Origin of the sequence: Pseudoalteromonas sp. SR41-7, assembly GCF_014163935.1 — a bacterium.
Taxonomy (GTDB): Bacteria; Pseudomonadota; Gammaproteobacteria; order Enterobacterales; family Alteromonadaceae; genus Pseudoalteromonas; species Pseudoalteromonas distincta.
Genome location: NZ_JACJEF010000005.1, coordinates 101855 through 116163, shown reverse-complemented (window position 1 = coordinate 116163; position 14309 = coordinate 101855). Strand labels below are relative to the sequence as shown.

Here is a 14309-nt window from a genome sequence, read left to right as displayed (position 1 = left end):
TTTTAATAAAATTGGTATTAATCAAGCTCGCTACAAATTTGCTCACGAGTGTCTTTATCAAAGTAGGTCCATGCAATAAAGCGGCTAATTTTTTGACCTTGTGCCATATCAACAATTTTATACTGTGCTATTGGGTGAGCTTTTAATACTTCTTCAAGGGCTGCAATATTATCTTTTTTAGAGACTAACGACGTAAACCACAGTACTTGCTCTGCAAAGTCTTCGCTTTCTTTAACCATATTAGAGATAAACTGTACTTCACCGCCTTCGCACCACAATTCATTATTATGACCACCAAAATTAAGCGTGCTACTGGGTGTTTTTCCTAAGTTTTTCCATTTACGTTCACTGCCTTTACTTGCCTCTTCTTCACTTGCATGAAACGGAGGGTTACAGAGCGTTAAATGGTATAGATCTTTTTGATTTATAACGCCTTCAAAAATATGTGATGCGTTTTTTTGTTGTTTTAGGGTTATTTTTAAACCATTAAACTGGGCTATTTGCTTTGCTATTTTCACCGAGGCTGTATCAATATCAGTCCCAGTAAAATGCCATTTATATTCACTTGTACCAGTAAGCGGATAAACTAAGTTAGCGCCAGTGCCAATATCAAGCACTTTAATTTGCTTACCTAAAGGTATTTGTTGTTGATTATCATCACTTAATAGGTCGGCCAAGTAGTGAATGTAGTCAACACGCCCAGGTATAGGTGGGCATAAGTTGTGCTCGGGAATATCCCAAAAATCAATATTATAATGTGCTTTTAAAAGAGCTTGATTGAGTGTTTTAACAGCCTTGTTGTCACTAAAATCAATGCTTTTAGTCCCTGCAGGTGTGGTTATAACAAAGGGCAGTAGAGCAGGATGCTCTGTTGTTAATAAATCGAAGTCGTACCCATTTTTATGTAGGTTACGAGGGTGTAATTTTGAACGTGCTTTATTTTCTTTCATGGCTTCATTTTAACAACAGATATGATGTGGTGATTGTAACAAATGCTGATGAGTAAAGTGCAGACATTTCCTTTGGTATATTTAATATTACTGGTAGGATGAGTTGAAAATAATAAAAAGGAATAACTGTGGCAATTTCTCAGCAATCAATAATTATTAATGTAGCTGATCAGCAAACACTTCATTTACGCCGTATTAGCGATGAAGATCAGCAAGGGCCTATCGTATTTTTTATGCATGGAGCAATAGAAAACGGTAAGATTTTTTACACGCACTCTAATAAAGGACTTGCCCCTTTTTTAGCTGAGCATGGGTATAGATGTTATGTGGCTGATTTACGTGGCCGAGGTGATAGCAAGCCAATCATTTCGAGCGAGTCCGAATATGGACAAACTGAGTCTATCCTAGAAGACATCCCTGCCTTTATTAAGCAAATAGAGTTGATTGAAGGCAAAAAGCCAGACTACTGGGTTGCTCACTCTTGGGGCGGGGTATTGATGAACAGCGCGTTTGCACGTTTTCCAGAATATATTAACGACGTTAAAGCATGTGTGTATTTTGGCTCTAAGCGTTCTTTATTTAATAATCATCCTCAAAAATTATTACAAGCCAATTTAATTTGGTATTTTATGGCGCCTTTACTTGCTAAAAAACATGGCTATTTAAATGCTAAAGGTTATAAGTGGGGCAGCGATAACGAAACTCAAAAGTCGCATTATCAAAGTATGCAATGGGCTAAAAAGAAGCCATGGATAGATTCTGATGATAATTTTGATTATGCAAAAGCGCTAAACAACCTGCATTTACCGCCAACGCTTCATATTGCTGCGGTAAAAGATAAAGCATTAGCGCAACCAATCGATATTCAAAAATTTATGGACGAATCGGGGCTAGGCATTCAACAAATGCAAATTTACGGTCGTAAACACGGGCATAATTTTGATTACGATCATATTAATATGCTTACCCACCCAAGTGCGCGTGATGATCAATTTAAAGATTTACTTAATTGGTTTAAAGCACATCCGTAAGGGCCTGTTGACCTTTCAGGATTAAAATTTGTTCAATCCAAGGAAGATTTAATCACGGCGCGAAGTTTGTAACCTAGTGGGCTCGGTAACTGCTCCTGCGTTACCCTACTGGCTTACATCCATGTAAGAATAAGTAAAAACCGAGCAACAAAGAGTTAATCGTCCCTAGAGAGAACCCAAAGGGCAGTGGATGTTTGGTCTTTATGCTGCGTTATCGCCTATTTATGGGGAACAACCACACTACATAGGCTCTGCCTTGCCTAAATACCAAACAGCCTACTGCAAATTTAACCTCGAAAGATAAACAGGCCCTAATTAATTCTCATCAAGTAACTTTAGAAGAGGTGTTTTGTAACGCTCCCACTTAGCGATTGCGGCGTTATTAATAGGTTGGCGAATAGCATGTTTACTCAAGGTCGTTACCGGTGTTTTTTGTTTATAAAATGCTAAGCAGCGCTCTTCAAAACTACAGTTTAAAAAACCAAGTAACTGCGTTAGCTGCTCTTTTGGGTTACTCACTAAATCTTCGTAACTGACATCATAAATTGGCATCTCTTTAAAAGAGTGCCAATGGCTCATCAATTTTTCATACAACTTATGATAAAGCTTAAACTCAGGTAGTGAGCAAAAGTAAGGCTCGTTTTCAGCAAAGTAATTAGTGAAGATAGAAAATGCGGTGGCATTAAAATCACGACTTAAATTTATAAATTTAGCATTTGGAAATAGAATATATATAAGTCCGAGCGACTGATAATTACTCGGCAGTTTATTTATTATAAAAGGTCTGATGGGCGATGCTGTTTTTAATGTTGTGATATACAGCTCGCGGGCTTTTTTGATTAAATCCGGCGTTAAATGTGCTAAACATTGCGGGTAAGTCACTCCCGTTTTTTGTTCGATAAAAGCAACTGCGTTATTACTAATACTCGTGCTCTCTCCTAGGCTCGAAAACTGACTATGGCTTGCCAACATTTGCTCCACAAGGGTAGAGCCACTACGAGGCATGCCAATAATAAATACAGGCGTGATATTACCCGTAAATTTTTTATCGGCAGAGGCTATAAACTCCTCGGTGTTGTATTTTATTATTTCATCGTAAAAAGGGATTAAATCTCTAGTGTTAAATTCACTTAATTTTTTTTGTAATTTATTCGCCAATATAAAATAATTAAATGCTTGCTCGGTATCCTCAAGTGCATCGTAACTGTTTGCTAATGCGTAGTAACACACCATTTTTAAACGTAAATTACTAGTTTGAGTTAATAAGTGGTGCAAATTACTTACATAATTATGTTCTTTATCAAAGCGACCTAATTGTACAAGTTCAAATAAAATATAGGCTGTTACAGGGTATACACCAATGCTGAGTGCATGAGCAAAAGTTGTATGAGCTTTATCTAACTCGCCATGTGTTAAATAGTGCTGTGCTAAGTAATAATGAGGTTCTGGATTATGACTTGCTAATTTTTTTGCGTATTCAAGCACCGTTAGCGCATCGTTTGGCGAATGAACACCGTTAAAAGCATCAGCAAGGGCATGTAATGGTTCAAGCATATGAGGCAAGCGCTCACAGGCTTTTTGGAGTAGGTATACAGCAGCGTCGTAACGTTCAAGTCGTAAGGCAATTCTGCCTAAGCCAAATAAAGCCTCACCATTTTCAGGGTTACTATTTAAAATTGCTTTAAAATGGAACTCGGCTTCTTTGAGTTTATTTTGTTGCAGTAGTTGGTTGGCTTTTTCAAGTAGCATAGTTATACCAATTTTATTAAAAAATAATCATTCTATCGCATTAAATAGCGTACTCACTGCGTTAAAAATTATTCATATAGAGCAACTATATATCATAGTTTTCGCCTTGTTATTACGCTATTTTCTGAGCGCTATAATAGAACACTTATTCAATGCAATTGGTATTGTTTATTATTATTTTTATTAACTATAAAATTAAAAAGGCGAAATGTATTTAACATTTCGCCTTTGGTTCTTCATGAAAATAGTTTAAAAAGTATATGTTGCTTTAGCGTAGTAAAAGCCACCGTTAATACCAAACGGAGATGTTTCGTAGAACTGACCACCCCAGTTGTTATTAGGGATGCCCGTTGCATCTGCAAAATCAAGTTTTTCAGCATCTTGGTCGAATAAGTTTTGAGCACCTACAGAGAAGCTAACTGATTCATTTAAGAAGTAAGTTACTTCAGCATCAATAGTGACTGCAGCATCTGCTGTTTTAGCTGTTGCATCATAATCAACGTGAACACCTTGGTATTCGCCGTAGTAGTTTGCACGAGCAAATGCAGAAACTGATTCCCATTGTTGAGACAATGTGAACGTTGCACGATGATTAGGTAAATCTTCTTCTAAACGCTTAACTTTAAACGCACCTGTAATTTCACTAAATTTAGTTACTTCAGTATCATTCCAGTTATATGCAAGGCTAAATGTAGAGCTACCGCCCATTAATTCAGCTGTATAGTTTGCAACTAAATCGATACCTTGTGTTGTTGTGTCAAAGTCGTTTGTAAAAAAGCTTACTTGAGCAAGACCTTGTACATTAGGTACTCCTGCTGCTGCAAGGGTATCTTTGTCTGCTTGGCTTAAGTTGATTTTATCTGATTGGCTAATACGGTCATCTACTTGGATGTTGTAGTAATCAAGCGTTAAAAATAATTCGCCAATTGTGTATACAGCACCAAGCGTATAACTTTGCGATTCTTCCGGCTCAAGCTCTGTACCACCTAATTGCACTGCAATTGGGTTTGTTGGTGGAAGAAGCGCTGAATCTTGTAATACACCGCCATCTAAACTTGTTTGTACATTACTTACGTTAGCTTGACCAACCGTTGGTGCACGGAAACCACTACTTACAGAACCACGAATATTTAAATCTTCAGTTAAATGGTATTGAGCCATTACTTTGTAGTTAGTGGTAGTGCCAAAGCTGTCGTAGTCTTCAAATCGAAGTGCTACGCCCATTAAGAAGTCTTCAGTAAACGGTGCTTCAACATCAACATATGCTGCATAGTTACGGCGAGAAAATTCACCTGCTTGTGATGGTTTAAAACCAGGGAAACCATTAGAGCCAATACCAAAGCCTTGTTCTGTTAAAGGGCCTGCTGTGTAAGATGCTTCATCACCAGAGACGATAGTAAATGTTTCTTCATGCCACTCAAAACCACCGGCAATGTTTACATCATAAGCTAAACCAAAGTCGATACCTTTTGATAAATCAAAGTTAAAGTTCTTCTCTAGCTGTTCGTATTTACCCGGGCTGAAGTCTCGTGGTGTATCTGCACCTAAAGAGGCATTAACCGTGTCGTAAATAAAGTAACGTGATTCATTTAAGCCAACAGTACCGCTTAAGTCATAGTAAGTATCTTTTAAGAAGCCACCAGTGAATCGACCTTTAGTACCAATAGTTAAAGAAGTATCAGTAATGTTGCCGCCAAAGTTAGGTGTAAAGCCACCTGGAAGCATCTCATTAAAGGCAAAACAATCTGGGTTGTTTGCTACACCATTTATGTAAGCAGGATCATCTAGTACATTGCCGTCTGTTATTGTGATAGTTGGACAGTTTGCACTCATATCAGGTGTTGTGTCGGCAACAAGTAATGTTTCGCCACCATCATTTGAGTAAACACCAGAACGTGTTTGCGGATTACGGTAATAAAAACCGCCACGTACATCACGTTCAGAGTAGTTACCAAACATGTAAAATTCAGAGTCGTTTGTTAGCTCTAAACCCACATTACCAAAAATAGTAATATCGTCATCTACTTCTGGTGCACCCCATACTTGTGCAAGAGAAGATACTTCAGGCACACCGGCAGCTGAAAGTGCTGCAGCATCGGCACGTTGAACTGAACGGCTTGTTGCATCAGCTGTTTTATATTGAAAGCTTAAATTAGCAAAACCATTGTCGGTAAACGGTAAACCTACGTTACCCGACACTTGTGTTGTATCGCCATCACCTTCATAAAATTGACCATGGCGGATTTCTAATTTACCACCTTCTGAAGCGTCTTTTAGTTGGAAATTCATTACACCGGCGATTGCATCAGAACCATACTGCGCAGCCGCGCCATCGCGAAGTACTTCTACTTGTTTAATCGCAATGCTTGGAATAACTGAAATATCTGCGCCTTGCGCGCCATCGTTAATACCACCGCCTAAAAATGCGATTACAGAAGCACGGTGACGACGTTTGCCGTTTAAAAGAACCAATGTGCTGTCTGACGGTAAACCACGTAAGTTAGCTGGACGAACAAGAGAAGCCGCATCACTGATAGGGTTTTGGTGTACGTTAAACGATGGTACTGCACCTTTTAAAAGTTCAAGCATGTCAGTGTTACCTGACTTTTCAAGCTCTTCGCCGCCAATAATGTCGATTGGAACCGGTGAGTCACCTATTGAACGAGGAGCTGAACGCGTACCTACTACGGCAATTTTCTCAACGTTTTTATTTACTTTAGTTTGTTCCTGCTCGTCTGCCGCAATAGCAGATCCAGAAATAAATAACCCTGCAGTGGTTGTAGCTAAAGCAAATTTGATTGCTTGGTTTAGCGCATTACTTTTTAATTTCATTCTAATTTTCCCCAGTTAGAATAATTCTTATTTTTGATGTGAATTTCACATCATTTGTTTTTAACTTAATTTTTTGTTTCACATAAGTTTGAGGTTTTAGCTCAAAAGCCTAATCAATTAAGCTTACTTTTTGTGAAGTCCTATCTACAGACTATAGATAAAAAACAGGAAGGGCAATTACTAATTAACCGTTTGATAACAAAAAGATTCAATTTAAGAAAAAATGCAACAGTGGTGCAAAGTAAAACTAAAATGAACTAAATAAGTGCAAATAAGGCTGTTGAGGGGAATATTAATGCGCTAACTGCATTTAAATGTTATTTATTTGTATCTTTTTTTGTGGGGTTTTCAATGTTTTGTGCGTACCGCCAAGCTGCTAATTTTTCTTTGTATTCATCCCATACGCAGGGACAGCAACTGCCACCACCGCAACATTCATCCGATTTTGGTTTTTCAGGTTTTTGCGGTAATTGATTTGTTATATTCTGCATTGTTGTATGTATTTAATACTAATTTGGTGCAAAGGGTAAGTTAAAGGGTGTTGAAAGTAAATTATTCTTTGTGAACCTGTGCTGCTGTGTGAAAATAAAAGTTATGCGATTATATAAAGTTATTCACCGTGCACCTTGGCGGGTAGTTAAAATTAGTAAAAAACGCCAACAGCTGCGTTTTCGCCGTGCTATGGTGGCGCTTAAAATCGCACTCGCCCAAGAAAAACAAGAAACTAAAGAAATGCTCTCTATTTATAGGCGTTACACTCAAGGCCACACAAGTAAAGAAGAGTTAAAACGCGCAAATGAGCAATTTGTTGATATTTTAAAAGGGTTAGGGCTCGGTGTATTTGCTGTATTACCTTTTGCTCCGCTTACAATTCCTTTAGTTGTTAAATTAGGGAGTTTGGTGGGAGTTGATGTACTGCCAAGTTCGTTTAATATGAACAAATCTATTAAAGAACTAGATGCTAAAATAGATCAAGAAAATCAAAAGCAAGAATCTAAAAATAGCTTAAAAAAGTAGCTAAAATCCCTTCAAATTAGCGATACCTTTTAGGTGCGCTTATTGATATGCTCTTAAGTACCATTTTTATATTATATGAGCTTTTTAATGAGTGCATTACTACGTCATACATCTTCTGGTATTCCTTTATCTTTTATTCTTAAAAACGAATTATCTGACTGGCAAGCACAGCAGCCTGCATTTATACAAAATTGGTTAACTAATACAGGTTTTGAAAAGCAAGGTGTTGCTTTAATTCCTGATGCTAAAACGGGCGAGTTAAGCCAGGTATTTTGTCTAATGCAAAGCAGCGATGATTTTTGGGCTGCGGGTAATTTAGCAAATACACTTCCTACAGGTACTTATCAAATTCAAGGCGACAGCGCTTTTGTAGAGCAGGTTGCTTTAGGGTTTGTACTTGGTGGTTACGAATTTAGTGAATATAAAGAAAAGCCAACGGCAAAGGCGCAATTAGCCATTAGCGATAAAGCGTTATATGAGCGCATTAGCCAACAAGCTGATGCCATTACACTTGCACGTGATTTAGTTAATACTCCAGCGGTAGATATGATGCCGCAACATTTATCGCAAGTTATGGAAGATTTAGCTGCAACTTACAATGGCGAATTTTCACAGTGGGTTGGCGATGAGTTACTAGAGCAAAACTACCCGACTATTCATATGGTGGGTCGTGCAAGCGAAAATAAACCGCGTTTACTTGATTTAAAATGGGGCGCGACAGATGCTCCATTAATTACGCTAGTCGGTAAGGGCGTATGTTTTGACTCAGGCGGACTTGATTTAAAACCAAGCTCTGGCATGCGTAACATGAAAAAAGATATGGGCGGCGCGGCGCACGTAATTGCACTAGCGCAGCTTATTATGGCAGCTAACTTACCAATTAGATTACGTGTACTTGTACCAGCGGTTGAAAATGCAGTATCGCGCAATGCATTTCGCCCAGGCGATGTTATTAAAACGCGCAAAGGTATTATGGTCGAAATTGATAATACCGACGCTGAAGGTCGCTTAGTATTATGTGATGCATTAAGCGAAGCGCAAAACGATAATCCTGAGCTAATTATTGATTTTGCTACTCTCACGGGTGCATGCCGTGTTGCACTGGGCACGGAGCTTCCGGGCTTTTTCTCAACAGAGCGCGATGTAGCAAATGGCATTATTGACGCCGGTTTAAGTGTACATGACCCTGTTTGGCAACTTCCGTTGTTTGAGCAATACAAAAGCTTACTAAAAAGTGATGTAGCCGATATGGCAAATTGCGCAAGCACACCGTTTGGTGGTGCTATTACCGCAGCGCTTTACTTAAAAGAATTTGTTGAACCAACAACACCGTGGGTACACTTTGATGTAATGGCATGGAACTTACGTGCATTACCAGGTCGTCCAACTGGTGGTGAAGCATTAGGTATTCGTGCGGTGTTTAATTACCTACAAAATCGTTTTAATAAGTAAGTTTTTGATTCAATAGTAAAAACTTGAGCTTTATGAGCTTTAAACCTCATAAAGCTCAAGTGGCAAGTTATCTGGATCGGCAAAAAAGGTAAACTTTTTGCCGGTTATTTCATCCACTCTAATATCCTCAACTTTTACGTCGCACGATTCTAAATACGTTTTTGCAATCTGTACATCCGCTACCTTAAAAGCTAAATGTCTTAAGCCTTGTGCTTCGGGATAGCTGGGTCTTTCGGGCGAACCATCAAACGAAAATAGCTCTATTTGGCTACCATCGGGCATGGCTAAATCTAATTTATATGAATTACGATCAGTTCTAAAGTGCTCATTAATAACGTTAAGTTTAAGTACATTGCTATAAAAGTGTTTAGAACGTGCATAGTCACTACAAATTATAGCAGCGTGATGAATACCTAAAAGTTTCAAATTTAATTCCTTAAAAAGCAAAAACGCACTTAAATAAGTGCATTTTATATGTGGCTTACTACATGTTGTGTTAGCTAGGCTCGGCTTCTTTACATGCTTTAACGGCCGGTGCTACAAGCTCTAAACCAGTTTTATCACATGGTGGTAAAGCAGCATCGCTTACACTAATAGGCGTTACACGTTCGCCCCATTTTATGTAACTTGCAGCCCACGTAAGGCCTGCACCAAATGCTGCAGACATAATGTTTGAATGCGGTTTAATTAACCCTTGCTCAACCGCTTCACATAACGCAATAGCAATAGTCGCAGCAGAGGTATTACCATAGTCACCAATGTTAACCATTACTTTTTCGTCAGGTACTTTTAAGCGATGCTGAATAGCCTGAATAATACGTAAGTTAGCTTGGTGTGGAACGAGTACATTAATGTCGTCAAGGCTTAAGTTGGCCTGTTGCAGTACGTCGTCGCAGGCTTCACTCATACCTTTTACAGCACGTTTAAAAATTTCACGACCTTCAAATAATAAATCAGAAGGACCAATTGGCTCATACTTATTTAAATCGCTACCAAAGTTGGTGATGTGTAAAATATCGCGGTCTTCGCTGTCACAACCGGTTTTGGTACCAAGTAAACCCGCTGGCGTATCGGCAGCTTCAAGTATTACTGCACCTGCGCCATCGCCAAATAAAACAGCGCTGTCGCGACGTGCCCAGTTTACATACCAGGTCATACGTTCAGCGGCAATAACGACTGCTTTTTTAATCATACCCGCTTGAATTTGTGCTGTAGCAGCTTGCAACGCATATAAAAAGCCCGAACATGCCGCGTTTGTATCCATTGCGGCAGCGCCTGTTGCACCAATATTTTTTTGCACTTGTGAGGCGGTATTTGCCACAACAGTAGAAGGTGTACAGGTTGCTAATATCACTAAATCAATATCTTTAGGATCAATGCCTGCGCACGCAATAGCATGCTTAGCTGCAACGGTTGCCAGCTCAGCGGTACTTACATGACTCACTCGGCGAGATTTAATGCCAGTACGCGTGGTTATCCACTCGTCGGTGGTATCAACTATTTCACTAATTTCATCGTTGCTAATGCTTGCTGGTGGAATGCATTTACCCCAACCAGTGATATGTGCGTAAGGCATAGTATGTTCTCTTAAGGTGGTCTGACATGTGTTACTAATGGGGGAGTTATACCAAAAAACGGCTTTCAAGACTAGTTTATAGCATGTTTTGTATCGTAAATATTCGCAATTACAGGTTATTTAAGGTAATGCTAGTATAAAAAAGGAGCAAGTATGAAAACAACACTAATAACAACATTCACTTCAATAACGCTGGCATTAATAACAAATGGGGCTTTTGCTCAACAGCATAAAATTATTTATGCTGGCAGTTTACTTGCATCCGAAGATCAAAAAGTAAAAACAGAGCAAACGTTAGTCATAACAGATAATACAATAACAGTCATTAAAAACGGCTACCTCACAAAAGCAGAACTTAACCTACCTGATGCCGATATTATCAATCTTAAAAATCAATTTGTAATGCCTGGTCTTATCGATATGCATGTTCACGTTACGTTTGAGCGAGATTCAAAAGCAAACCCTCACCGCTGGGCTACAGAATATGATGCCGATTATGCTTTGCGCTCAATTAAATATTTACAACGTACGCTCGATGCGGGTTTTACATCAGTGCGTGATTTAGGTAGCGATCACAAAGTAATATTTCCGCTAAAGCGCGCTATTGAGCGAAATGATATTAACGGCCCTCGCATTTTTGCAGCGGGTGATACAATATCGCCTACTGGTGGGCACGCAGATATGCATGGTTATCGAAAAGATATTACAGATGCGGTTACAGGCGGGATTGGTATTTGTAATGGCGCGGATGATTGTAGCCGTGCAGTACGCGAGGTAATTAAAAGTGGCGCTGATGTAATTAAAGTTACTGCCACGGGTGGAGTACTAAGTAATACCGCTGCTGGTGTTAACCAACAACTTACAGATGCAGAGCTGATTGCAATTGTTGATACGGCCCACCACTTAGGGCGTAAAGTTACAGCCCATGCACACGGTACACAAGGTATAAAAGCGGCCTTAAAAGCCGGTGTAGATTCTATTGAGCATGGCTCTTACTTAGATAAAGAGGCAATAAAGTTATTTAAAAAAACGGGGGCTTATTTAGTACCGACGCTTTTAGCGGGGGCAACGGTAAGTGAAGAGGTGCTTACAAACCCAAATATGCCACCGGCAATAGCCGACAAAGTGCGTGAAGTGACTCCGAAAATGCAGGCTTCGTTTAAACTTGCACTGAAAAACAAGGTTAATATAGCTTTTGGAACAGACTCTGGGGTGTCGCGTCATGGGCTTAATGCTAACGAATTTAGTTTAATGGTAAACAATGGTATGAGCGAAGCCCAAGCTATTAAATCAGCAACCATACATGCAGCTAAACTGCTGGGGCAAAGCGCACTCATTGGCGACTTGAGTGTTGGTAAACAAGCAGATATTATCAGTGTGAATGGCTCACCGCTTAAAAATATCGACGTACTTAAAAACGTACAATTTGTTATGAAAGCTGGGCAAGTTTATAAACAATAGGGAAGGTTATGAGCAGCAAAATAAAAGTGTCGTTGTTTAATCATTTGATTGACGCTGAGCGCCAGTTACTAGACCCAGAAGTTCGCCAATCTGAGCGCGCATTAGATGCTTTACTCGATGATGAATTTATCGAAATTGCTGCCAATGGCACTACATTTAATAAATACCAAGTACTAACTCGTTTACCTACCGAGGTTGTGCCACAGTTTTATAATCAGCATTTTAAGGGCCGAATGCTGAGCGATGATGTAGTGCAACTTAGTTACCAAGCTGCTTTTAGGCGCTCTGCTCGCGCTGAGTTTAATTATTCATTGCGTATGTCGCTTTGGCGTAAAAGTAATGAACAATGGAAAATGGTGTTTCACCAAGGAACGCCTTGTGCGCCGTTTTCAATTTCGATGGATGATGATTAAAAATCATATAACCGTTAAAATAACCTTATTAAACATTTGATTGGGCAATAACCTGTTGTTAATGCGTACCGACCCCACCATTAGTCGATTATTAATGCTGCGAAGCGGCGCTATTGCCGTGCAATTAATTGCGGTACTTAGCGTTTATTTTTTACTAGAACATCAAATTGCATTACTGCCTTTACTTATTGTTATTGCCGTTGAGGCTGTGTTTCAGCTTATTAGCCTATTTGCTTATCGAAATGTAAGCCGTGCTAAACCTTTGGGTATGTTGATGCAGCTAACTGCAGACGTATTATTTTTAACGGTTTTACTATCGCTAAGCGGCGGTGCAACTAATGCATTTGTTTCGTTATTATTGCTCCCAATAATGATCGCTGCTGTTACGCTGCAAGAAAAAGGATTAGCTTATATTGCGGTATTAGCCATTGCCGCATACAGTTTGCTACTTATAAAGATGCCCGATCACAGTATGCATCAAATGAATATGAGTGGTCATTTTATTGGCATGTGGGTTAATTTTGTTTTAAGTGCCAGCGTAATTGCACTTGTTATTGGCGCAATGAGCAGGGCACTTAAAGAGCGAGAGCGAATTATTGCAAACGTGCGTGAAAAACAATTGCGTAATGAACAGCTTGTTACCCTTGATGGGGCTGCTGCACAAATCACCCATCAACTAGCGACCCCAATTGCAAATTTACAGCTATTGTTTGAAGAGTTATTAGAAGAGCAACCAAACAACCCTATTGTTAAGCACATGCAAGCGCCGCTTACTCAGTGTAGTACGCAACTTAACGACTTTAGAAAACTCTCAGAGCAATTACGCCTTAAAAATTCGCAAGAGCATACCACCGTAAAGCAACTGCAAACGCAAATTACAGATACGCTTTTACTGCAATACCCTGATCAGCACATTAAATGGATTACGCCACCTATTGCGGCAACGCTATTGAGTGATGCGATGTTATTGCCTGCTATTTTAAATTTATTGCAAAACGCCGCGCTCGCTAATCAAAAACAAGGCCAAACTCAATTAGAGCTGAGTTGGCAGCAAGATAACTTACATAGTGAGTGCGTTTACTTGTTAATTCGCGATTTTGGCCCTGGCTTTTCATCATCGCAATTAGCAGAGCTTGGCGGGCAACTTATGCCAAGCGATCAAGGAATGGGGCTTGCTGTGCTTTTATCAAATGTTACTTTTGAGCGTTTAAATGGCTCACTTACCTTGTTTAACCATGCAGATGGCGGCGCTGTTGCCAAAGTTAAACTCGCTATTGTAAACATTGAGAATAACGCCTCATGAAGTTACTTATAATTGAAGACGACATTAATTTAGCCAGCACACTGGCAAGGCGCTTAACTAAACAAAGCTTTGCCTGCGAGGTGGCGCATAACCAAAGTGATGCGTTACTTGCTGCGCGTAAATTATTGCCCGACTTTGTTTTATTAGACATGAAACTAGGCGACGATAACGGACTTACACTCATAAAGCCGCTGCGTAGTTTGCTCCCCCAAGCTCATATTGTTTTACTAACCGGGTTTGCCAGTATAGCAACCGCAGTAGAGGCAATGCGTTTAGGCGCAAACGATTACCTTACTAAGCCGGTTGATATGGCAACATTATTAAAAGCGCTTAACACCGAGCCTGTGGCATTGGCATCGAATGTTATTGATGATGCGGTTATGTCGCCGGAGCGCTTAGAGTGGGAACATATTCAACAAGTATTACACAGTAATAATGGCAATGTGTCGGTTACCGCGCGGCAACTTAATATGCATAGACGTACTTTGCAGCGCAAGTTACAAAAAAAGCCGGTGCAGCAGTAAT

General features: G+C 39.6%; 13 protein-coding genes. 7 read left to right on the top strand and 6 right to left on the bottom strand.

Features of this window, described 5'->3' with window-relative positions; genetic code table 11:
- Positions 1-17 precede the first annotated feature (17 nt).
- Positions 18-950, bottom strand: coding sequence for a 23S rRNA (adenine(1618)-N(6))-methyltransferase RlmF (gene rlmF, locus H5092_RS08495; protein WP_182733311.1), 933 nt, complete (start codon positions 948-950; stop codon positions 18-20).
- Positions 951-1078: 128 nt separating this feature from the next.
- Between rlmF and H5092_RS08490 the strand changes: the two genes are divergently transcribed.
- Positions 1079-1981 carry an alpha/beta fold hydrolase gene (locus tag H5092_RS08490; RefSeq protein ID WP_182712354.1) on the top strand — a complete coding sequence of 301 codons (903 nt, stop codon included), beginning with the start codon at positions 1079-1081 and terminating at the stop codon, positions 1979-1981.
- Positions 1982-2296: 315 nt separating this feature from the next.
- Here the strand turns inward: H5092_RS08490 and H5092_RS08485 are convergent, their stop codons facing one another.
- The 3 genes from H5092_RS08485 to H5092_RS08475 all read right to left on the bottom strand — a co-directional run bounded on the left by H5092_RS08485 (position 2297) and on the right by H5092_RS08475 (position 7053).
- A complete protein-coding gene (locus H5092_RS08485; protein ID WP_182733310.1) occupies positions 2297-3730 on the bottom strand; it encodes a sulfotransferase in 1434 nt (477 codons plus the stop codon).
- Between the two features lie 249 nt (positions 3731-3979).
- Complete coding sequence (locus H5092_RS08480) at positions 3980-6562, bottom strand: TonB-dependent siderophore receptor (RefSeq protein WP_182716321.1); 2583 nt, start codon at positions 6560-6562, stop codon at positions 3980-3982.
- A gap of 317 nt (positions 6563-6879) precedes the next feature.
- Positions 6880-7053 carry an oxidoreductase-like domain-containing protein gene (locus tag H5092_RS08475; RefSeq protein ID WP_154902924.1) on the bottom strand — a complete coding sequence of 58 codons (174 nt, stop codon included), beginning with the start codon at positions 7051-7053 and terminating at the stop codon, positions 6880-6882.
- Positions 7054-7156: 103 nt separating this feature from the next.
- Here H5092_RS08475 and H5092_RS08470 point away from each other — a divergent pair, with 103 nt between their 5' ends.
- Together H5092_RS08470 and H5092_RS08465 are read left to right on the top strand one after the other, a co-directional pair.
- Positions 7157-7579, top strand: a complete 423-nt coding sequence (locus H5092_RS08470) for a hypothetical protein (protein WP_002959004.1) — start codon at positions 7157-7159, stop codon at positions 7577-7579.
- A gap of 87 nt (positions 7580-7666) precedes the next feature.
- Positions 7667-9031: a M17 family metallopeptidase gene (locus tag H5092_RS08465; RefSeq protein WP_154902923.1), complete on the top strand. Its 1365-nt coding sequence runs from the start codon at positions 7667-7669 to the stop codon at positions 9029-9031.
- 39 nt (positions 9032-9070) lie between these two features.
- Here the strand turns inward: H5092_RS08465 and H5092_RS08460 are convergent, their stop codons facing one another.
- Positions 9071-9457 (bottom strand): VOC family protein, encoded by a 387-nt coding sequence (locus H5092_RS08460; RefSeq protein ID WP_182733309.1) that lies wholly within the window; start codon positions 9455-9457, stop codon positions 9071-9073.
- Positions 9458-9527: 70 nt separating this feature from the next.
- The gene (locus H5092_RS08455) at positions 9528-10607 is read right to left on the bottom strand and encodes a ketoacyl-ACP synthase III (protein WP_182712350.1); all 1080 of its coding nucleotides are present in this window, start codon (positions 10605-10607) and stop codon (positions 9528-9530) included.
- A 153-nt stretch (positions 10608-10760) separates the two neighbouring features.
- Between H5092_RS08455 and H5092_RS08450 the strand changes: the two genes are divergently transcribed.
- The 4 genes from H5092_RS08450 (at position 10761) to H5092_RS08435 (ending at position 14308) form a co-directional block, all read left to right on the top strand.
- Positions 10761-12068 carry an amidohydrolase family protein gene (locus H5092_RS08450; protein WP_182733308.1) on the top strand — a complete coding sequence of 436 codons (1308 nt, stop codon included), beginning with the start codon at positions 10761-10763 and terminating at the stop codon, positions 12066-12068.
- A gap of 8 nt (positions 12069-12076) precedes the next feature.
- Positions 12077-12481: a DUF4440 domain-containing protein gene (locus H5092_RS08445; protein WP_024595765.1), complete on the top strand. Its 405-nt coding sequence runs from the start codon at positions 12077-12079 to the stop codon at positions 12479-12481.
- A gap of 61 nt (positions 12482-12542) precedes the next feature.
- On the top strand, positions 12543-13784 hold the full coding sequence (locus H5092_RS08440; protein ID WP_182733307.1) for a HAMP domain-containing sensor histidine kinase: 1242 nt from the start codon (positions 12543-12545) through the stop codon (positions 13782-13784).
- Positions 13781-14308, top strand: a complete 528-nt coding sequence (locus H5092_RS08435) for a response regulator transcription factor (RefSeq protein WP_182733306.1) — start codon at positions 13781-13783, stop codon at positions 14306-14308. Before H5092_RS08440 ends, H5092_RS08435 begins: the two co-directional genes overlap by 4 nt.
- The last annotated feature ends 1 nt before the right edge of the window (position 14309 follow it).